A 20,578-nucleotide genomic window follows, 5' to 3' on the forward strand; every position below is an offset into this window, starting at 1 on the left:
CATGAGCAAATCCTCTAAAACTATTTTGGTTGCGGCAACAATGAGTGCTGGTAAGTCTTCATTGATAAACGCTTTGCTTGGCAAAGATTTACTGCACTCTGCGAATGAAGCGACCACTGCGAAAGTCGCGCGAATCACGATTGTCAAAAAGGGGCGTGCAAAAGCCACTGCATACTGCTGTGAAGGTCTGCCCGCTGAGATGAGCAGGCTATTATCTGCAGATCAGATGAAAGAGTGGAACAGATCTGATGATGTTTCATCAATGGATATCCGTTTTCCGGCCTCAAGCGGTTTGCTGAGTTCCAAGCTTTCGGGATACACCTTCATAGACACTCCCGGAGCAAATAACAGTATGGATGAGCGGCATCGGGCAACTTTTATTGAAGCGATTAAGTCATATCCGGACAGTACATTACTCTACGTAATCAATGTTACCCAGCTTGGAACTACTGATGATGTGGAAGTCCTCAAGACCATCAGGGAGATCCATCCAACAGACCAAGTGATTTTTGCCCTGAATAAAGTTGATGCCCTTGATGAAGAACTCGGTGAAACAGCAGAGCGCTATGTTCGTAATGCCGAGAAGTATTTATCAGGGCTTGGCTTTCAAAATCCCGTGATTATTCCTGTTATGGCGCTTCCTGCATTGACCGCAAAGAAGTTTGTGAAAAATGTCGAAGTAGGGCGTAGTGATCGAAATATGCTTTTCTCTGAGCTTGAGCGTTTCCGTGACAGCGCTCTACATCTAAGCAATGCAGCAATCATGCCCCACAGGATCAAGCGCAATCAGCGTCGGAGACTTAATAATGCATTTAAGGGCGGGTTTGAGGAGATGAGCCGTAAAGAGCTTAAAGCTTTTATCGATTACACAGGGCTAAGCACAATTGAAGCATTGGTCACTCAATCGGCTTGAAGAGCGACGACATTTCCAGATACCTCATTAACATCTTTACGAGCATAAGAGCAGTACATACTAATGAATCATATATATATCGAGCACAATCCATTTCTGGTTGAAACCAGGTTTTTGATTGATGGCCAGGCTCCTTCTGAAAGTTCAGATATTGCAGGATACAGCACCAAACGCTTACAGCTATGGGTAGAGCAGATCTTTTTTAAACTGCGTGACATTTTTAATGGCAGTTCCAGTTTTTATATCGAGTTTACCGGCGTTGAATCCGATTACGAGGATCTGAAGGAAGCAGCTCAAAAAGCCATGAATGCCGGAATGATGATTGAACTTAGCTGGAATCCGGTAGAGCCAACGGAGAGCCGACTGGATAAAATCAAACAGTTGATGGCCAGGGTCCAAAATACCCCCAAGTTTGAAAAATATCTGGCAAACAGCGGGGATGATGCGCAGCGAGATTTTCTGGAAGCACTGAACAATAACTTTGACGTTTATGTTGTCGCTACCATGTCTTCCGGTAAATCAACGTTCATTAATGCAATGTTAGGGCAGGATTTGCTACCTGCGGCTAATGAAGCAACCACAGCGACGATTGCTCATATTCATGACGACAAAGCTCAGGGAGTGGTATTCCGGGGAGAGTGTTTCAATCGAGAAGGAGACGAGGTTGAACGTTGTGAGGCTGTTCATCTGGATATTCTTCGTCAATGGAACGCTGACAAAGAAACCAAAACAATCTCATTACACGGCGATATTCGTTCAGTCGCAAAAAATGACAATGTGCAATTGGTGCTGACTGACACTCCGGGACCTAACAACAGTCAGGATGCAGAGCATGAGAGAACTACTCTTGGCTTTATTCAGGACTCCCGCCGGAACCCATTGATTGTGTATGTTCTCAATGCAACGCAACTGGGTACCAATGATGATCGAAATTTGCTCAGGCTTGTTTCTGACATCATGAGTAAGGGTGGTAAGCAGAGTAAAGATCGCTTCCTGTTTGTTGTGAACAAGATGGATATGTTTGACCCCGAAAAAGGTGAAAACATTGCCGAAGCACTTGACCGGGTAAGAAAGTATTTGCTGGAAAATGGGATTCATGACCCAAATATTTATCCGGTTTCTGCCCGTATGGCTTATTTGTTGCGCAAGCAGGGTGAACTGACCCGGACAGAGCGTGGCGATAAACGGAATATCGAAGAGTTACTTCTTGAAGAACCTACCATGGCATTTCCTCAATATATGCCGTTGAGCCCAAAAGTGGCTGCGGCAATGGAGGATAAATCAACGTCGCAGGCTTTACGAAACAGTGGTTTACCCGCAATTGAAGCGGTGATTGATGAATACATCAACAAATACAGTTTCCCTATGCGTTTAAATCGCGCCCATCAGGCATTGACTTCTGCTATAGAGCAAGGTATGCAGGAAGCAGAGTTGATCCGCCAGTTGGAGACCGACGAGAAAGAACTTCATCAGTTATTGGTGGAGATCGAGAGCCTGAAGGAACGTCGTGACCGAGGCTTTAATACTCAGGCTTACAAGGAAAGGATCAAACATGAGGGGCATGACCTTCCGCCTGAAATTCAGAGCCAGTTAAATGAAATGGAAGGCCGAATTTTAGGCAATATTCGCGAACTTGGTGATGATTTTGTTGGTGAGACAACTGCCCGTAATGCAGAAAAAAGACTGGAGATAGCTTCCAGAGATATTGAGTTTGCCTTCAATAAGACCATTAACGAGTACGAACAGGCTTTTCAGGGTTCTCAGGAGCTAATAAAGTCTCAGCTTCATGATGAGTACCTCAAACACATTGCTTCCCTGTTCCCTGATAGTCGTTCTCTGGAGTTACCCGCATTTAAGAGTTTAAAGGAGTCCATTAGCTCTATATCTCTTGATATTGACCTCCAAAGAGATGAGATTCGCTCAAGAGAGGTGATTACTGGCTATAGAACCGTTAGCACATCCAAGTGGTATAACCCTTTCTCATGGGGAAGCTCTAAAGAAGTTGCCGTGTATAGTACGGAAGAATACGTTGATCTTCAGGATCTATGGAAAGAACGAGTCATCGTTATTCGAACAGAGTTTATGAATCTTAAGAATGGTGCGATTCAGCGCATTATTGATGATAAAGATAAGTTGATTGATAACTACCTGAATTTTATCGAAGAAGAATTCATGACTAAGTTTGATGCTTTGCTTGATGACTTAAACTGCAAAGTCGCGAATAAGGATGAGCGGGAAAAAGCGATCGCTCAAGCTAAAGCGGAACAAAAAGAAATCAGTAAACTAAAGCAGGAACTGGCAACAATCTTGCAGTTCTGATCTACACAAAAGCCACCAACTGTCTATGTGGGTGGTATTTTCCAGGAATTTTGAGCATGGCAAGTGAGATTGGAAGATCTGCTTTAGAGCTGACAGCCGCCGATTTTAAAGCACTATTTATAGGGTTTATTCAGGATCGGAATCAAACACCTGAGCTTTTGCGACAGGAGTTTGCTTCTTTCCCGGAAGACAAACGAGCACTCTTGGAGGAATACCGGGTTGATAGCTTGACAGAAGCTATGTCGGAAAATCCGCAAGAGTGGTTACGCCCTGGTTATTTCGATAAACAGGCACAAATGGCAAAACAAAATTTTTGTCAGAAGCGCATTGAGCACCTTATAAAGGTGAAAAGTCATTTGATTGAACAGGGAATTGCCGGGTTTACGTTATCAGAAGCCAGTGCATCCCAGCCTCAGCATTCATTATCACCATCACAGGATCATTCCATGAGTGGAGAATTTACTACTATAAACCTGAATGGTTTTCAGCCATCCCGACCTCTTGCCAATAGTGTTAATGATGGGGATTTATCCAAAATCAGGATGGCTCTTTTCATGGAGATGAACGACAAAACACTGGGCAATACATATATTCGGCAAGCAATAGCCTGGGCGTTAAAACAAAAGCCAAACCTCTTCGTTTCATACGAAGAAAATGCTTACGCACAGGCTATCAACCCGGATATGACCCAATGGAGTGCAGACTACTACGGGCTGCAGGAAGTTTATGCCTCTTCCAATTTTTCAGAAAAACGTCTCAGCCATATGCTTGCTGTTAGAGAGCGGGTATTTAGTATTAAAGAGCACCCGGTTTCCACTTCACAGACTCCAGTGCAGCAAAGCTCACAAACCCGACCAAACAGGCCGGAGCAAAGTAGTCAAAATACTAATCGCTCAGAGCGAGAGAAGCCTGAGAGTGTTGACTCTGGAAAGAACAGTATCTTACCTATTCTTGTTATTGCCGGTGTATTGGCTGTTGTGGCTGCTGTACTGCTGGCTACGATTATTGGTTGAGTATTCCTATGAACGACCTAACACACACACCTGAAAACCAGACCGCCCAACAACGGATGCAGCTGTTCCAGAGAAAAACAGCACTAAGCACACTGAATACGGCTCATGACCTGATTAATAAAAGCTATCTGGCAGAGTTAAAGCATTATGATGTGCTGCCTATTAATAGCCAGTCTATTGGTCGGATCAATCGTGGTGCGGATGTACGTATTTTTCGTATTGAACGGCTTGTTCAGGAGAACAAGCAGTCTGTTCTGGAAAGTATTACCGCTGCGTACACCGCCCTGGGTGCAGCGGGTTATACGGTTTTTGTTTTTCTGAAATCGGATGGTAATGAAACCCTGCTCTTTATAGGTACTCGCGGAGAGCCGGGCAAAATGCTGGGTAAAAACTCTGGCGACTTGCTGGAAGCAACGTTTAAAGGGCACTTCCCGGGCAGTTTGCTTCGCTCTCTTAACGGACCTGATGTAGATACTTTGCTTGATAGTCTGACGGAAGCGGTTCAAAGCTCAACTGTGACGGCAGTCAGTAGTGTTCCTTCTTTGTCTACAGCAGACCAGGAACACTTTATGCAGGGGCTGGAACGATTTATCGATGCCGCAGAAAGTAAGGTGTATGAAGGCTTGATTCTGGCTGAACCTGTGTCGATGCAGGAGCTGAATACTGTCAAAACCGGCTATGAGCAGGTTGCTACTCAGCTTTCAGCGTTAGCCAAACGTCAGTTTTCTTATGGTATTCAGGATAGTGAGGCAGTAAGTCAGAGCATTAGTGATGGCTTAAGTAAATCCCTTGGTGAAAGTTTAGGGCTGACCGAAACCAAAGGAACCAGTGGAAATAATACCCAAACAAGCAGTCAGACCTATGGGACAAACAGTAGCACAACTGAAGCAGATTCAGCGAGTAGGGCTTTGGGATTAGGCGCATTGGCGCTTGGAGTGGTTTTTGCTCCTGTGACTGGAGGTATGAGTTTAGTTGGAGCGACAGGTGCTGCGAGTTTATTCCAAACAACGAAAACTGAGGGTACTTCCTCTTCTTCTTCGGCAGGTGAAAGTCAGACGCAGTCAACCAACTACTCAACTGCTAAAAGCCGAACAACCACCCAGACTGATACAATCAGTCGTACCAATACACAGGGTTTGACTCAAACTCGTGGAGAATCCAAACAAATCAGCTACGAGACCATGGATAAAGGCATCATGGGGATGCTGGATAAAATTGATCATCATCTGGCACGTATCAACGAAGCCAAAAGTCATGGTGGCTGGTTAAGTACTGCATACTTTATTGGTGACAGCCCGGCGACCACAGAATCTCTGGCCAGTATCTTTCTGGGTTTAACCAGAGGCACCCAGTCGTCTACGGAAGATTTTGCATTAACAACCTGGAATGGCAAGAAAGGGGCAGAAGTATCCCAGTGGCTCGGACAGCTTATGCATCCTCGTCTAAGACCTACTTTTGCCGCGAATGCCCGAATTGCTCACCTGACACCAGCAACATTAGTCTCTGGCAAGGAGATGGCAATTCAGTTGAGTCTTCCCCGCCGTTCAACTTCAACAGTTGTTGTGCAGGAAACAGCAGCGTTCGGGCGCAAGGTTCAGTCTCTGAATACGTCTGAAGTACAAAACGATAAAGAGCGAACAATCGAGTTGGGCAAAGTGCGGCATTTATGGACAGACCTTTCCCAGAAAGTAAATCTGAATCTGGATTGTCTGACCGGTCATGTTTTTATCACTGGTTCCACCGGATCAGGAAAAAGTAATACTGCTTATGAGCTTCTTGATCAGTTGCAGGAAAAGAGTATTCCTTTTCTGGTCATTGAACCGGCGAAAGGTGAATACAAGCATGTTTTTGGGAACAGGGATGATGTTCGAGTTCTCGGCACCAACGGCAAATATACCGAATTGCTGAAGATTAATCCGTTTTCATTTCCCGAAGAAACCCACGTATTGGAACACGTTGATCGGCTTATAGAGGTCTTCAACGTTTGCTGGCCAATGTATGCGGCGATGCCAGCCATTCTGAAAGATGCTGTATTGCGAAGCTATGAGCAATGCGGATGGAATTTATCGAGTTCAGTCCAAAATACGACAAAAGTCTTTTTTCCGACGTTTGCTGACTTACTTGTGCAGCTAGAACAGGTTATTGCTCAATCTGCTTATTCGGAAGAGATGAAGAGCAATTACACGGGTGCACTGGTGACACGCATCCGATCCATGGTTAATGGGTTAAGTGGGCAGATTTTCTCTGCTGATGAAATCAGTACTGAAGAGCTATTTGATCGGAATGTCATCGTAGATTTGAGCCGGGTGGGTTCCCAGGAGACCAAGTCCCTGCTTATGGGGCTATTGGTTATAAAACTCAGCGAATATCGCGCTGAGCAGGCGTTGATGAACCAGCCTCTGCGTCATGTAACCGTTCTCGAAGAGGCTCATAATATTCTGAGAGCCAGCAATATCAGCTCAGGTGCGGAAGGAAGCAATATGGCAGAAAAGTCTGTCGAGATGCTTTCTAATGCGATCGCAGAGATGAGAACCTATGGTGAAGGTTTTATTATTGCTGACCAATCACCATCTGCGGTGCATCTCAGTGCTATTCGCAATACCAATACCAAAATCCTGATGCGTCTTCCGGATGAGGCCGACCGTTTTCTTGCTGGAAAGTCGGCAGCACTAACGGATGACCAGCTTGATGAGCTGGCTCGTTTGCCCAAGGGGGTTGGTGTTATCTACCAGAATGATTGGCTTGAAGCGGTACTGTGTAAGATCAACCACTTTGCTGTTGAGGATGGCTTTTACCTTTATAAGAAGGAGGTTGATTTATGGGATGAAAAGCAATACCGTTCTCATTTACTACAGTGGTTACTGGCTCCAAGGTGCCGTGAATCCTCAAAAGTCCCGTTGGAAGCCCTTGTTACTAGTCTTGATAAAAGTAGCTTGCCTGCACATCAGAAAATGGCCCTGAATGAATCTCTTAGAGATGGAGCTAAGTCTGAACGGCTGTCAATTCACGAAGACAGTCATTTTCAGTTACTTGCTTGTACCATCGTAGACATTCTCGGCTGTGAACAGAAAATTCGAGAGGCTATAGATTCTGTTGCTGATGTAGAGGAGCTGCACGCACTTCTTACTGATTTGGTTCAAGAACAGTTAGGAAATGTTTCTACAAACATGATGTTAACTGTTGAACAGTCATTTATGAAAAGTATGACGCGTAGAGGCAGAGATTATCAGCACCTATACGTTGCCTGGAATAACTACATTACCCGTGAGAGTGCCTGATGATGGACATAACAGCATTTAAAGAAGTGCTATCAGAGCAGCGGCCTGCCATTTTCAGTTCTTTTGAAAAGTCGGATCTTTCAAAGGAAGAAATGAAGGCTTTGGATAGTCCTATCACTGATAGGATTAGCTCAAGAAGCGAGCTGGAGGCAATATCTGATAGCCAGGCTGAAGGTTTACAAGAACGGGGATATTCCGACAAAGTCATTGAAGCTATTGGCAGTAAACAAGAAGCGGATATCTATTGTGACGCGAATCTTAGGTGTGAGGTTGTCAATGGAAAGGATGCACTTGTTCGGAGCGATATTGATCTGGACATAAGAGATGACTTTGGAAAAACCAATCTGGAAAGGATGGAAAGTGGCAAGGCACCAATCGACAGTAATGGTAGGCCTTATGAGCTACACCATATTGGTCAAACATCTGATGCTCCCTTAGCAGAACTGACTAAGGCAGAGCATATGAGCAATGGTAACGACATTGTTTTGCACGATAAGCAGAAAGAGTCGGAAATTGACCGTTCAGAGTTTGGAAAAGAGCGGGCAGAACACTGGAAGGCTCGTGCTGAAGCTATAAATGCCGAACTAGAAAATAGGGTTGTGTAATGAATAAACTGGCAGCAAAAATAGATACCAATCAGGCGGATACTTTGCCGGCAGCAATATCCCAGATTGAGCAGGCAGAAGCGCAGTTGGGTATGGTACTCTCTCCAGAATATAAGACGTACTTACAAAGTTTTGGGGTGATCTCCTATGAGTCCCATGAAACCTTTGGGTTGGGTGTAAAGGAGGACTCTTATCTGAATATCGTAACTGCTCTTAAGGACTTTCGAGGTATTTCAGGGTTTCCGAAAGCACTAATCCCTCTGGCGGAAATTGGTGATGGCCATTACTACATGTATGACAATAATAGAGGAAAAGTAGTTAGTATCGCCTTGCCGGATCTAGGCGTAAAAGACATCAATGATGACCTAGAAGGCTTTTTGCTGGACTTGATGTTTAGTTAGTTCTCGCGTAAGCGTTCAAGCAGGGGGAGACCCCGAACACACGAAAACCAAAGCGAGGCACCCACAAACCAATGGGATCTACGAGCGCTTCCATAAAACGATTCTGAACGAGTTCTATCAGAAAGAAGGTCTACACTGATTTGACTGAATTACAGAAGGACTTGGATGCTTGGGTGGAATACTACAACACAGAACGGACCCACCAGAGAAAAATGTGTTGTGGAAGGACACCCTTGCAGACATTGGGATCAGACTTCTTGGCGGCTTTCGTTTCAGAACTTCCCCGCTTTTAAGGGGATTAAGACTTATCAATCAAACTGCCCAGCCCTCTTCATCCACACCTGATCCATAAAGGCTATCGCTGGGCAATATCACAGGCTCCTAGAGCTGCCATTAACAAAAAGACCTACAATATAGGTCATATATACTATTATAAAGGTCATACAACCTATAAAAGAGGTCATAATAACTGGCGCATATCGCTAAGGAGTTCAGCTATGTTCATGTTAAACGGAATATTATCGGGGAAAAGTCAGGAAAGCGTATTGCTTTTTATCCTGGTCAGAGAGCGAGGCTATGGAAGGGAAATAGCCGAATTCTTTGATCTGCCTGTCAGTCAGGTACAGAAGCAGCTAATAAAGCTGGAAGATGCGGGGATTCTGGTGTCAAAACGAATAGGCAAGACGCTGTGTTTTGAATTCAGCCCTCGTTACGCCTTTATTGCCCCCTTGAAAGAACTGCTCAAGGCGGTCTTGAAAGCGTACCCTGAGCAACTGAGAAGTAAATTGGTTATGAATAGATCCCGGCCGAGAAAATCTACCAAACCAACTGAGTACTTAAGAAAGAGGCAAACCGGTTGAAAAAATCAGATTTCACTGGATTGAGCATTGTATCTGTCGCAACCAGGGTTGCATGCCACCTGGCTGAAGCCGGAATAGAGTGTGTTGTGGTCGGTGGTCTGGCCGTTGAGATATACACCGGGAACCGATACCAGACGCTTGATATTGACATGGTTAATGTCTCAATGAACACTCAAAAAGCACTGGATGCGGCGATGAATGCTATTGGTTTTGTCCGTAAAGGCAGATATTACCACAATACAACGACACAATTTTTTGTCGAATTTCCTTCTCCGCCCCTTGGTGTTGCTGATGATATAACGGTGAAGCCAGTCACTATAGCAACGGGCTCAGGGACTTTGCAGGTTTTAAGCCCTGTAGATATGATCCGGGATAGACTGGCATGGGCTTGTAATGGCACAGTTGATCGGCAAGCTATCACCCAGTCTATATGCCTGATGCTCAATCAAAACAGGACACCATCTGAATTCTCCGCGTTTATTCGCAAGCAGAGCGAATCGGCTTCCGCTTACCATCTCATAACCACGCTGTGCAACAATACATCTGCCTTTCACCACCCCGATTGATATTTTCCTGAAATCTGTTGTCAAAGGATTGATCAGATATTCAGGAACGTCGACATGTTGCCAGTTCAATACCAGTTTAAGAACCTGAACCACCTTGGCTTGGTTGCCGCTATGTGTCGGGAGCTAAGGATAGCCGAATACATCGATGCGCGTATAACTAATGACTCCGATGTGCGTCATGTCACTATAGGACAAGCGGTGGTCGCAATGATCATCAATGGGTTGGGGTTTACAGGGCAAACTCTGTATATGTTCCCTGAGTTTTTTGAGGACAAGCCGATTGATCGCCTCATCGGGGAAGGCATACAGCCCGAACACTTGAACGACAAGGTACTTGGTCGGGCCCTTGATAGCCTGTACGACGCTGGCGTCAGTGACTTGTACCTGAACCTTGCCGTTAAGGTTGTCAATCATCTGAAGCTGCCCTGCAAGGCATTGAATCTGGATGGCACCAGCTTTCATGTGGATGGAATCTATAACAGTCATGAAAATCCTGATGACTTGAATTGTATCCATATCTGCCGCGGTTACAGCCGTGACCACCGACCTGACCTGAATCAGGTGGTCTTGCAGTTAATGACCGAAAATGAGGCAGGTATTCCAGTGTTTATGGCACCTGCGAGCGGTAATGTAAACGACAAAACTTGTTTTCAGGAAATTATCAAAAATCATCTGTCGTGTTTCAAGGAGACTTTGAATAGCCGCTATCTGGTCGCTGATGCCGCCATGTACGTTGCTGAAACCCTTCAGTTGCTTGACGAGCAAAAGCAGCTGTTTATCTCCCGTGTGCCCCTGAATATCAAGGGTGCAAAGGAGCTGGTCGGCAAAGCGCCAGCCATGTCATTGGAGCCGGTTGAAGGCTATGAAGATTATTACTCTGCTGAAGTGCCTTCCTGCTATGGAGATGTTAAACAACGATGGTTCTTGTTTCTCAACAAAAAGCGCAGGCTGGTTGAACAGAAAACACTGACCCGAAAGGTGCAGAAGCAGTCACTGAAAGAAGCCCGTGATCTGGAAAAGCTGGGAAAAAAGGCCTTTCTGTGTCGGGACGATGCATTGAAGGCTTTTGCCTTATGGCAGAAACAATCGAAACTCTGCCAGAGTGCAACGGAGCCTGAGGTTACCGGTAAACCCTGTTATTCGGGCAGGGGACGGCCATCGCCGGATAGCAAGCCTGATCACTTCGAGTACTTTGTGCAGGCTGAATGCTTTGTTCCCTGTCAGAAAAGGGAGAATGCACAGGCCTCACTGGGTTGCTTTATCCTGGGCACCAATGAATTGGATCAGAATTGCATGAGTGCGACGGAGCTATTGTCTACCTACAAGTCACAACAACAGGTTGAGGGCGGCTTTCGATTCCTGAAAAGCCCGGACTTTCTGGTCTCTTCACTCTATCTGAAGAAAGCTGAGCGCATTGAAGCTCTGTTAATGGTGATGACACTGTGCCTGATGGTCTATGCTGCTATCCAGCACAAAATAAGGCACGAGCTGAAGAAACAGAGCCGAGTATTTCCAAACCAGAAAAAGAAGCCCTGCCAGAATCCAACGGCGAGATGGGTGTTTTTCTGTTTCCAGGGAATAAATGTCTTAACGGTCAATAATCAGGAGGAACATGTGGTCGGTTTGAAGGAAAGACAATGTACGATCATGCAGATTTTGGGCAATTTTTACGAGTCGGTGTATTCCTGATAGGGGTGGTGAAAGGCAGATAGATAATTAAAGCAGTGTAAAAAAACAGGCCTTCCAGATAGTTTGTATTTCAGAGTGATGGGGTTGATCAGATCTCTTTTGTTCGCCCTGTAATATGCTGATTTATAATAACTTTTCTTTTAGTGTGCACGAACTATTGTCAAAAAACGCGTCAGTGTGCACGATTTATTATCCCTTTACAAGATTGTATAGCCTTGCAGGATGCGGCGTTTAACTCAGTGAGATCGAGTTTATCAATTCCAACGTCTAAACATGGACTGTGCTGCCATTTCCAACGGCTGAATTTTTGCGAAGCTTCCTGTGGTACTCCCTGCTGCACTTCCTTACACGCTCTGCAAAAGCGGGATCATTCTGGCGGTGCTTTCTTCGGCTCTCCCTCCGGCGCTTCCTTTGGCCCTCCCTTAAGCGTTCTGCGAACTCGGGATCATTCCGGTAACGCTCCCTTTTGCGCTGATTTTGGCGCATGGTGTACATGGGGTCTTTGCGAAGCGCTCTCATGTACTCCCTTCGGCGCTTCCTGTGGCGCTCCAGGAAAACGGGATCTTTGCGACGCTCTCTCATGTACTCCCTTCGGCGCTCAGTGGTAACGGAGTCTCTGTGACATTGTTTCATGCACTCCCTTTTGCAAACCCTTTTGTGCTTAACTCTTGAAGCTTTATCATCAACAATTTCTTTTGCCAGGTTCGTTTGGTTATCACTTGTAGTTTGATTCAGGTTTAGCGGGTCAGCTGCAGTAATTGATGGTAAATCTTGTGGACTGGGGGATAGGACAGGAAGATTGGTTAACTGATCATCTGGACTTGAATGGCTGTCTGGTGTTGGTTCCCTGATCTCAGATTCACTCCCTGATAAGCGTATCTGCTGAATAAACGGAATATTTGGCGGTGATGAGAATTTATCGGGGTCATTGCCAGAAGGCCAGGGAATATGTTCATCAAGAACTGATTGTGGTATTTCAGGAAGCACTGTGTCGACTGCATAGGAAAGTATTAGAGTTTCAATATCAAATTCATGCAATGAATGAAAAGAGTGAGGATTCTGTTGGTGTATGTCTGACTGAAGATGGTAAAAAGAGCAAGAAGTGCACAGGGGCTGAACAGACCTTCCCTGATAGGTTGAGGGTTGTTCCCTGGTAGCAAATTGATATCTTTGTTCTATTAAATCTAATGAGCCGAAATAAATATCGGTAAAAGCAAGATTGCATGAAGGTGAGCTATTAAAAATATCCATTGAGTTGTTAAATTATTGAATTGTTGAATTAAAGTTCAAGACTATTATTTCTTCTAAAAGTTCCTCTCCAACACAAACAATTCAATATGGAGATGACAAGTGCTTTCCGGGCACTTTGTCACCATTTGAAAGGCGACAGGTATAGCTGGCTCTACACCAACTGACACCAAGATGGCAGCGGAGGGCGTTTGGCAGTCACATATTTTTTATTTTTTTCCAACATGTTTTTCCAATATAGTACATCAGCCTTCAGCCAATTGCCTTCTTCATGGGAAGGGGTTCTCAGCTCAATGCCCACTGCGGCCATCGTATCAAGCTTCATGTGCCAGAGTTCGGGGTAGTGTCTTGCGGGTGCACAGATCCCGGTCCATGGATCAATAATGACGGCTTGATCATTCCAATCGTTAAAATTATCGGGGAACACGCCTTCTACACTGGGCTTCTGGTCCATTACCACAAAGCAATGACTATTCGGCCAGAGGGAGACACGGTAGTAAATCAGTGGACCGGGTTGTTGTGACAGAAAATAACAAACAAGATTGCTTTTTTCGCCACAGTTACCCGCCTTAACTTTTTTAACTTCTGAGATATATTCTTCGAAGTTGTATTTTTTTCTTTTCTGTCGTGATGCATGGATGATGTCATTGACCTCATCTGCATCAGGTAGGCTGGGTGTCCAGGGTTTTATAGCACTTAAATGACCAACCCCAATATTACCAGAGCCTAAAGATGTATGGACATTGGCAAAACGCAAAGCGGCTTGCGCAATGCTTGGTTGTTTGGGAGCTGCTCTGCTGGCCAGCTCATGAACGTGCCGGGATTGTACGAGGTTTTGGAGAGAAGCGGAACGCTGTAAGGGCATGGAAACGACTCCTGATTTTAGGGTATCTGCAAGAAACAGGCCCTAACACAATCGGACTTTCAAGCAGTAAGAATACTACCTATCACTATTAACCTTGGTTTTTTTGACTAGGAATGGCAGGTCAGGTCATAACAGTCTGCGCAGGATACAGACATAATCTGGCTACATGGCGCTCCTTGCTATGAGTTGACAGATCTTTCTGATAATTAAAACTGAAAGGTGAATCAGAGGGACCTGTTTGAAAACAAGTCATAGGAGCCAATAGAGGAGAGAAGCTGTGGATGCCAGCCGTGCCCATTCGGTAAATACGCCAGTTCCAGGTACCAGCGCTCAACCCAGGGAGCTGGAACCACCACCCGATGCCATTGTCCGGCGTCGATCTTGTCAACTATGCGGACAATTTATTGAGTCTCCTCCCTTTATGGTATCCCGTTGTTGCGAACACATGTACCACAATTGCTGCTCTCTCGCGACCAGGGATGTGCTTGGGTGCTCAGGCTGCCGGGCAACTTATGTCAATTTTTACCAGGATACGCAGTTTGCCGAAGAGGTAAAGAAATACGACTGGAGTCTTTTTCAATCAGCGACTCAAGTAGCTGCTGGTAAGCGTGCATCGACCGATTCTGTCATCGATCGCACCAGTGAAGAAACAGGATCACTGGTGGCGATGCCGGGTCCATCCGGGCTATCAGGGTCCCACACTCAGCAATATATTGATGCCGGAAGAGTTTCCCAACGGGAAACGTTTAAGAAAGCGCGATTGGATACTCAGGAAGCGGTGTCATTGCGGGCTGATTATTCTGTCAAACCAGCCATTCTCCCCTCAAATAACCTCGATCTGTACAGCATGGCCGGTACTTTTGCACGTCTTTTTGCCGAGCCCTTCATGCTGGAAGAGATGGAAGCTCTGGCAATGCAGAGTGGGTATCATTTTTTGACACAAATGATGGAGGCCGGTGTGGTGCCTGAATGGCAGGAAATATGCGATAGCAAAGGCCATCTTTGTGGCAAGCAGACGAACATTGACCAGCCTGATGAGACCAATGCGTTTTTTACCGCTATGCAGCATCACCTGGATCAGCTGGCACCGTCCCATCGGCTCTTTGTTACTTTCGTCTGTTCATTCCAGAATAAAATAACGGGTTTGCCACAACAGCTCTCACCAGTGTCACAAATTTTTCGTCACCCATCTGACAATCGTCTGATATGGCTAACTACTACCGATGAGTCAATAGCGAAACATCTCCATGGACACCTGATTTTTGGGGTTTTTGCCAGCGGTACCCAGCTAGTGAAATACCTTCGGTTTCTTATTCTGACCAGTGAAGCTGACCAGGTTATGTTTGTCCGATCGACCAATGAAGGAGAGTCGGATGCCGACGGTCTGGATAACATCAATATCAAGGAGTTTATTCAGCGTTTCCCCCCCAGGGGTATGGGCGTCGGTGGACAGTCAAAAAATTATCGGGGAATTCTTCTGGCCGCTGCCCAGAGCCTTGGCATGCAATGTATTCAAAAAGAGGATGCAAGCAAGGTTGTGCTGCTGGATAAACTGATTGACGGCAAATTTCGCAACGCTCAACTGACGGTCGAGGACCTGATGGCCCGTCTGAACGACCTTGATTATTTCCTGGAGCACGATGAAATCATCAGTTCCGGGCTGAAGCTTTCGCAAATGTCCGGCAGGAAAGAGACCCAGGCAGAAAATATTCGTCTGCAACGGCAAGTGGCCGATTGCGTGAAAAAGATGCATAGTTTACTGGCAACAACAGGTTATATTCAGATTCAGCTGGAACCTTGGGTATTCGCTTTATCTGATGAGATTCTGGTGCTGGCCTGTGATGAGGACCAACTGTACCTGGTGAATATGAAAAGAAAATCGGTATCTGTCCAGTGTTCGTCCAGTATCGGTGATATCACTGATTTCTGTCAGGTGTTTATGAGCGGCTGCCATATCAGGGAGGCTTATATTACGCTTTTTCTGCCGAAGCAGACCAAAAACGCCAGCGCTCCTGGTGCGCAGTGATTGCTTGTGAGGCTGTCGGGTGCTATTCCCGAACAGCCTCTCAGATACTCTTAAGAACCAATCACTTCAGCAGTTACACGACGGTTTTGCTGACGGCCTTCGGCGGTATCGTTGCTGGCAACAGGTTTACTCTCACCCATACCCACCGCATCAATACGTCCTGCATCGACACCGTGCGTGTCGATCAGCTGTTGACGGATGATGTCGGCACGACGAACAGACAGCTGTTCATTGTAAGTCGCTTTGCCCTGTGCGTCGGTATGGCCTTCAATACGGATGCGAACGTCCGGGTAACGCTGCAGGAATTCACCCATTTTGGCGATCTGGTCAATGCCTTCCGGATTAATGGTTTCGGAGTCGAAATCAAAATTTACCAGCAGGTCAATGGCTGCCATTGGCTCACAGCCCGTCTGGTCAACGGCAATGCCTGCGGCGGTATTCGGGCACAGGTCGTCCTTGTCCAGTACGCCGTCGTTATCAGCATCAAGAACCGGAGCAGGTTCAACGCTGGCAACCACTTCTTCCTGAACCGGCTCAACCAAGGCAACAGGTTCTGCTGCCTTGGCGACACTGCCGAAAGTCCAGGTCAGGGCGACATTAGCCATGGCTTCTGTCTGGGCGTAATCCAGAGTTCGGACGGCACGGACATCACCACGGATGGCCAGGTTTGGAGTAAATGCCTTTCTCAAACCAAAACCGGCATTCATGCGGGTGTCGTCGTGTTCGGCACCCATCTCATAATCGGCTTCCAGTTCAGAAACACCGGCAACCACGTAAGGGGTCAGGGAACCGTCCCATGGGGTCAGGTCGTAGAATGCGTCCAGACGGAACTCTTTAAGATCTGCATCCGGGCCTGTCTTCTGCTCTGTAGAGTACTGAGAGTAGATGCCTTCAACACTGAAGCGGTCGTTAAGACGATAGCCAATACCGATTTCCGGTGCCAATGCGTTATCCAGGCCGCGATTGCTGTCCAGATCGTTCCAGGCACCACCGACAGTGAATGTCAGCCCTTTATCCACCACCTGTGATGCCATGTCACTGGCAATTACCGAACTGCTGAGGGTTGCGCCAATGGCAATGGCAATCAGTGAGCGTGCGAAACCTTGCACTTTCATAATGTCTTCTCCGTGTGTTGTGTGTCTTTAAGGGCGCATGCGCCAAAAGGGAGAGGAGGTTACGTGATTTTTGCGCTGGAATAAATACTGAGCCCTTATGTGTTTGTACTTGCACCCATAAAGGCCACTAAAGTCACAGGTAGTCCCTGCCCATGGCTCGATAAATCTGGATGGCAAAACCGGTTTCCACCAGGTTTGCGGTGTTAATGCTGCAATGCCCTGAAATCAGCGGTAATTTTCCCTATTTAAAGCCGGATCAGGCTGCTGTAGTTTGCGCTATATCATGCCAATTTTACCCACAGAGATAACAATGACAGGCTACAACGGAATTAAATTGATCGCTGTCGATATGGATGGCACGTTTCTGAATGATAACAAAACGTATAACCGTGAACGTTTTCTGGAGCAGTTCAAGACCCTGAAAGCCCGGGGCATTCGATTTGTCGTGGCCAGTGGCAACCAGTATTACAAGTTGCGCTCCTATTTTGAGGATATTGATGCTGGTGATATTGCCTATGTTGCAGAAAATGGCGGCTATGTACACGACGGGCAGCGGGAGCTGTTTGTTGCGGATATTGCCAGGGAAACCCTGGTCCGTGTCTACCCGTTTCTGGAAAGCCTGCAAGAGGTAACTGCCATTATCTGCGGCCGCAACAGTGCCTATGTTTTGCATACGGCTGATCCTGAAGAAGTAGCCAATGCCCGCAATCATTACCAGCGTCTTGAGCTGATACAAGGCTATCAGGATATCGACGACACAATTCTTAAAATTGCCATCAAAATGTCTCCAGCCAGACACGATACCGTATTGGCTGGGGCTAAAGAGACACTGGGGGATGTGCTGGTGTCAGTCACCAGTGGCCACGAGTGGATTGACCTGATCATTCCCGGTGTTCATAAGGCACATGGTATTCATCTGTTGCAGGAACAGTGGAACATTGCTGACCATGAAGTGGCTGCCTTTGGCGATAGTGGCAATGACCTGGAAATGCTGCAAAAGGCAGGTTTCAGTTTTGCCATGAATAATGCTAATGACACGGTCCGACAGCTTGCCCGTTATTCAGCTCCGGCCAATAATGAAGAGGGCGTTCTTGAGACCATCGACCATATTCTGAACAGTCATCTGCTCAGCCAGACAACTTAGCGCTTATCGGGTTCTTTGAGCGTTATATTTCCCACTGTCTTGTTGATCCTGAGTTTTCTGAATAATCGGTTCAAGTCCCCATATAGTGAATCATCACCCACCTCAACCATCTGGTTGCCATTGTAAGTGAAATATGGGGATGTACTCTCTTTCTTAACCGCTTTGATTTCACCCATTACTTTGTGCTTCGCAGGAGGTGGTGGGTCTTTATCTTCTTTTGGCGGACGTTGTTGATTCAGGGAGCCAAGCGTCTTTATATTCATGTTCCTTTAACACCTTATCACCAACCTCTAAGTTACCTGTAAACTTTAGACTGCGATTGTTGGAAAAAGTTCAAGTCCGGGCAGGCAGTGTGGGTCAACCTGATGGTTACTGAAATGGCAGTCACCGAAAGTGCTGAACACGGACTATTGTTAAGCCCTTGAAAACTCAATTTTCTGCTTTGGACCGGCTTCACAGGTATGCTTGATCATCTGGCATCGTATACTTTTTGCGGAACTAATGTCTCAAAAAAGGTACTAACTATCAGCAGTGGTGTGTTTTGTGAACTTCACAAGCCTTAAGAGCAGTAATAATTTTTGGTAGTGAAGCGATCAACACAGAATCAGTTTATTGCTTTAATTATCAACAAACTACAAGATAATAAATGACAAGGAGGTTAACAATGCTACGACCTGTATCAGATGCATTTATGGGGCACCTATCAAACGTTCCAACTGCCCTGGATCATTCCGGAGTAAGTGACGTTGTCACAGCACCTGTTGTTAAAATCGGTTATTTGGGTCACCAATTCGATCCATACGATAGGTTTTTGACTGATTATTCTATCCAAATTGTGACTACGCCAACGACATTGCCAGTAAATAACAGTGAATTACCATACAGTCCAACGTCATCAGATGCTGCTGGATTTAAACCTGACTCGGCGGGTGAATTGGATGAAGCTTTACGCGCATCCTATAAGAGCACGCAGAACCTGCTTGATCCAGATCATTTCCTGGAAACACCTCTAATACCGCTAGATGATAACACTCACTGCCTGGGACAGAATAACTGTGAAAATGGTTCAGATTCTGCGGAAGATACAATGGATTTATCTTCTGCTAAAAAGACATTACAGATGCCACCGGCAATAATGGATAATAATACAAACGCTGTAGTGGAGAGCAAACCTGTCCGTCAAACCCGTTCGTCTACTCGTTTAAAGTCCAAGAAACCCACTGTAGCCAAAGCTAAAAAATCTAAAGCTATGAAGCCACAGGTAAAAGGGATAGAAATTAACAATCAGTACTATAGTGTTAATAAAATTACTGGTATGAAGACTGAAAGATTCAATAATATTATTGAAGGAGAAAGTAATAAAGAGATTGCCCAGTTGGCAAAAAAAATTAGAGTCAGAGGTAGAAATACTATTTGTGCCAGAAATTCCAGAAAAAGAAAGTCAGATGAAATAGGCATACTTGAATTTCATGTCGATTTGCTGAAGCCTGCCAAAAAATGGCTTAAATCACGGAATGAAAAAATATCCATAGAGCTAAAGCATCTGAATAAAGATATTAAAGCTTTGCAAAAAAAATTAGTGAAAATTTATGGGAGCACTCCATACCTGAAAACCCTTTAGACGGGCATCAACACTGGTGTCCTGGTTTCGTGAAATAACTGAGTTTTTAGCCGCTGACAACGGGGCCAACACGTTTATAGATGAATGCACTGTCGACTTTCCTGTCCTGTTTTCCCAAAAGAGTGCTAATCTGCCGACTTATATTAAGTTATCTATTGATCTCACTACTTTACCGATTGATTAGACAGGTAAAAAATGAAGTTTATAAACCGTTGTGTCATAACCCTGAAGCCAAAAACAGCATTCATCGATTGGGTAACAAGCCTGGATGCCGAGCTACCTCAGACGTGGGACTTCGAAGGTGGTGCTTATCTGTTTGACGAGCATGAATCTGAAGAGAGTCTGTTGGATGGTGTCAGTGAAGAAGCGCACGCCATTCTGGAAAATGAGTTCTCTGTGTGGACCGAGGATGAAGACAAGTGGCCCGGGCCGAGAGACTTTGCCGCCCTGAAGCAACTGTTTACCCTGCATATTGCGGTTGCCGGTTTTGATCTGGGCAAGGAGCCCCTGCTAAGGGCTGATGTTGCTGATCTGCTCTGAAGGCAGATATCGTCTATTTTCAAACAACATCAGGGCAGGGCAATGACCGGTGGCTGTGCCGCACAACCACTGGCCTTCATACTCTTGAAGTATGCAGGTTACCCGCAAAAGTGCAGCAATGATTTTTTCACCGGTGATCTTATCCAGACAGGACGAGTCAGCATAGGCGGGGAGACAGACCAGAGATTGATCCAATGACATAGCTCTACATATGATTTGGCTGAGAGACACAGTTTTGACCAGGGAAATAAAGGCGCTTGGTCAGGGCTCACGCATGAGTATTCTCTTTCATGGAAAAAAGTCAAAATACTACTTTGTCTGGAAACGTCGGATAGAGAAACTTCAAGAGTCAGAACAATCGAAGCTTGAATAAAG

The 20,578-nt window shown here is 45.8% G+C and carries 18 protein-coding genes and 1 pseudogene; 14 read left to right on the plus strand and 5 right to left on the minus strand.

The window, feature by feature from the left end; translation table 11 throughout:
* The first annotated feature begins 1 nt into the window (after position 1).
* The 10 genes and pseudogenes from ACO6UX_RS02610 to ACO6UX_RS02655 all read left to right on the plus strand — a co-directional run bounded on the left by ACO6UX_RS02610 (position 2) and on the right by ACO6UX_RS02655 (position 11,644).
* Entirely contained in the window at positions 2 to 913 is a 912-nt protein-coding gene (locus tag ACO6UX_RS02610) for a dynamin family protein (protein WP_422444570.1), read from the plus strand.
* A 63-nt stretch (positions 914 to 976) separates the two neighbouring features.
* Complete coding sequence (locus tag ACO6UX_RS02615) at positions 977 to 3,232, plus strand: dynamin family protein (protein WP_422444572.1); 2,256 nt, start codon at positions 977 to 979, stop codon at positions 3,230 to 3,232.
* A gap of 56 nt (positions 3,233 to 3,288) precedes the next feature.
* On the plus strand, positions 3,289 to 4,245 hold the full coding sequence (locus tag ACO6UX_RS02620; protein ID WP_422444574.1) for a hypothetical protein: 957 nt from the start codon (positions 3,289 to 3,291) through the stop codon (positions 4,243 to 4,245).
* Positions 4,242 to 7,523, plus strand: a complete 3,282-nt coding sequence (locus ACO6UX_RS02625) for a helicase HerA domain-containing protein (protein WP_422444576.1) — start codon at positions 4,242 to 4,244, stop codon at positions 7,521 to 7,523. Before ACO6UX_RS02620 ends, ACO6UX_RS02625 begins: the two co-directional genes overlap by 4 nt.
* Complete coding sequence (locus ACO6UX_RS02630; protein ID WP_422444578.1) at positions 7,523 to 8,128, plus strand: HNH/ENDO VII family nuclease; 606 nt, start codon at positions 7,523 to 7,525, stop codon at positions 8,126 to 8,128. The genes ACO6UX_RS02625 and ACO6UX_RS02630 overlap by 1 nt, the downstream gene beginning before the upstream one ends.
* The gene (locus ACO6UX_RS02635) at positions 8,128 to 8,529 is read left to right on the plus strand and encodes an SMI1/KNR4 family protein (protein ID WP_422444580.1); all 402 of its coding nucleotides are present in this window, start codon (positions 8,128 to 8,130) and stop codon (positions 8,527 to 8,529) included. Before ACO6UX_RS02630 ends, ACO6UX_RS02635 begins: the two co-directional genes overlap by 1 nt.
* A gap of 28 nt (positions 8,530 to 8,557) precedes the next feature.
* Positions 8,558 to 8,822, plus strand: a pseudogene (locus ACO6UX_RS02640) (integrase core domain-containing protein); the annotation flags it as partial.
* Between the two features lie 204 nt (positions 8,823 to 9,026).
* On the plus strand, positions 9,027 to 9,389 hold the full coding sequence (locus ACO6UX_RS02645; RefSeq protein WP_422444582.1) for a winged helix-turn-helix domain-containing protein: 363 nt from the start codon (positions 9,027 to 9,029) through the stop codon (positions 9,387 to 9,389).
* Between the two features lie 20 nt (positions 9,390 to 9,409).
* Complete coding sequence (locus tag ACO6UX_RS02650) at positions 9,410 to 9,955, plus strand: nucleotidyltransferase (RefSeq protein WP_422444584.1); 546 nt, start codon at positions 9,410 to 9,412, stop codon at positions 9,953 to 9,955.
* A 54-nt stretch (positions 9,956 to 10,009) separates the two neighbouring features.
* Entirely contained in the window at positions 10,010 to 11,644 is a 1,635-nt protein-coding gene (locus ACO6UX_RS02655; protein ID WP_422444586.1) for an IS1634 family transposase, read from the plus strand.
* A gap of 267 nt (positions 11,645 to 11,911) precedes the next feature.
* Here the strand turns inward: ACO6UX_RS02655 and ACO6UX_RS02660 are convergent, their stop codons facing one another.
* On the minus strand, positions 11,912 to 12,277 hold the full coding sequence (locus ACO6UX_RS02660) for a hypothetical protein (protein WP_422444588.1): 366 nt from the start codon (positions 12,275 to 12,277) through the stop codon (positions 11,912 to 11,914).
* Positions 12,278 to 13,046: 769 nt separating this feature from the next.
* Positions 13,047 to 13,757: a hypothetical protein gene (locus ACO6UX_RS02665; protein WP_422444590.1), complete on the minus strand. Its 711-nt coding sequence runs from the start codon at positions 13,755 to 13,757 to the stop codon at positions 13,047 to 13,049.
* 277 nt (positions 13,758 to 14,034) lie between these two features.
* Between ACO6UX_RS02665 and ACO6UX_RS02670 the strand changes: the two genes are divergently transcribed.
* Positions 14,035 to 15,783: a hypothetical protein gene (locus ACO6UX_RS02670; RefSeq protein ID WP_422444592.1), complete on the plus strand. Its 1,749-nt coding sequence runs from the start codon at positions 14,035 to 14,037 to the stop codon at positions 15,781 to 15,783.
* A gap of 50 nt (positions 15,784 to 15,833) precedes the next feature.
* Here ACO6UX_RS02670 and ACO6UX_RS02675 read toward each other — a convergent pair whose 3' ends face one another.
* The gene (locus ACO6UX_RS02675) at positions 15,834 to 16,898 is read right to left on the minus strand and encodes an OmpA family protein (protein ID WP_422444594.1); all 1,065 of its coding nucleotides are present in this window, start codon (positions 16,896 to 16,898) and stop codon (positions 15,834 to 15,836) included.
* 310 nt (positions 16,899 to 17,208) lie between these two features.
* Between ACO6UX_RS02675 and ACO6UX_RS02680 the strand changes: the two genes are divergently transcribed.
* The gene (locus tag ACO6UX_RS02680) at positions 17,209 to 18,042 is read left to right on the plus strand and encodes a Cof-type HAD-IIB family hydrolase (RefSeq protein WP_422444596.1); all 834 of its coding nucleotides are present in this window, start codon (positions 17,209 to 17,211) and stop codon (positions 18,040 to 18,042) included.
* Here ACO6UX_RS02680 and ACO6UX_RS02685 read toward each other — a convergent pair.
* Positions 18,039 to 18,305, minus strand: coding sequence for a hypothetical protein (locus ACO6UX_RS02685; RefSeq protein ID WP_422444598.1), 267 nt, complete (start codon positions 18,303 to 18,305; stop codon positions 18,039 to 18,041). The two genes, ACO6UX_RS02680 and ACO6UX_RS02685, sit on opposite strands and share 4 nt — an antisense overlap.
* A 401-nt stretch (positions 18,306 to 18,706) precedes the next feature.
* Between ACO6UX_RS02685 and ACO6UX_RS02690 the strand changes: the two genes are divergently transcribed.
* Complete coding sequence (locus tag ACO6UX_RS02690; RefSeq protein WP_422444600.1) at positions 18,707 to 19,663, plus strand: hypothetical protein; 957 nt, start codon at positions 18,707 to 18,709, stop codon at positions 19,661 to 19,663.
* Positions 19,664 to 19,858: 195 nt separating this feature from the next.
* A complete protein-coding gene (locus ACO6UX_RS02695) occupies positions 19,859 to 20,203 on the plus strand; it encodes a hypothetical protein (RefSeq protein ID WP_422444602.1) in 345 nt (114 codons plus the stop codon).
* Here ACO6UX_RS02695 and ACO6UX_RS02700 read toward each other — a convergent pair.
* The gene (locus tag ACO6UX_RS02700) at positions 20,174 to 20,404 is read right to left on the minus strand and encodes a hypothetical protein (protein WP_422444604.1); all 231 of its coding nucleotides are present in this window, start codon (positions 20,402 to 20,404) and stop codon (positions 20,174 to 20,176) included. The genes ACO6UX_RS02695 and ACO6UX_RS02700 overlap by 30 nt on opposite strands.
* Between the last annotated feature and the right edge of the window lie 174 nt (positions 20,405 to 20,578).

The sequence above is a fragment of the Endozoicomonas sp. ALB091 genome, from assembly GCF_049310265.1.
In the GTDB taxonomy this organism is placed as follows: Bacteria; Pseudomonadota; Gammaproteobacteria; order Pseudomonadales; family Endozoicomonadaceae; genus Endozoicomonas.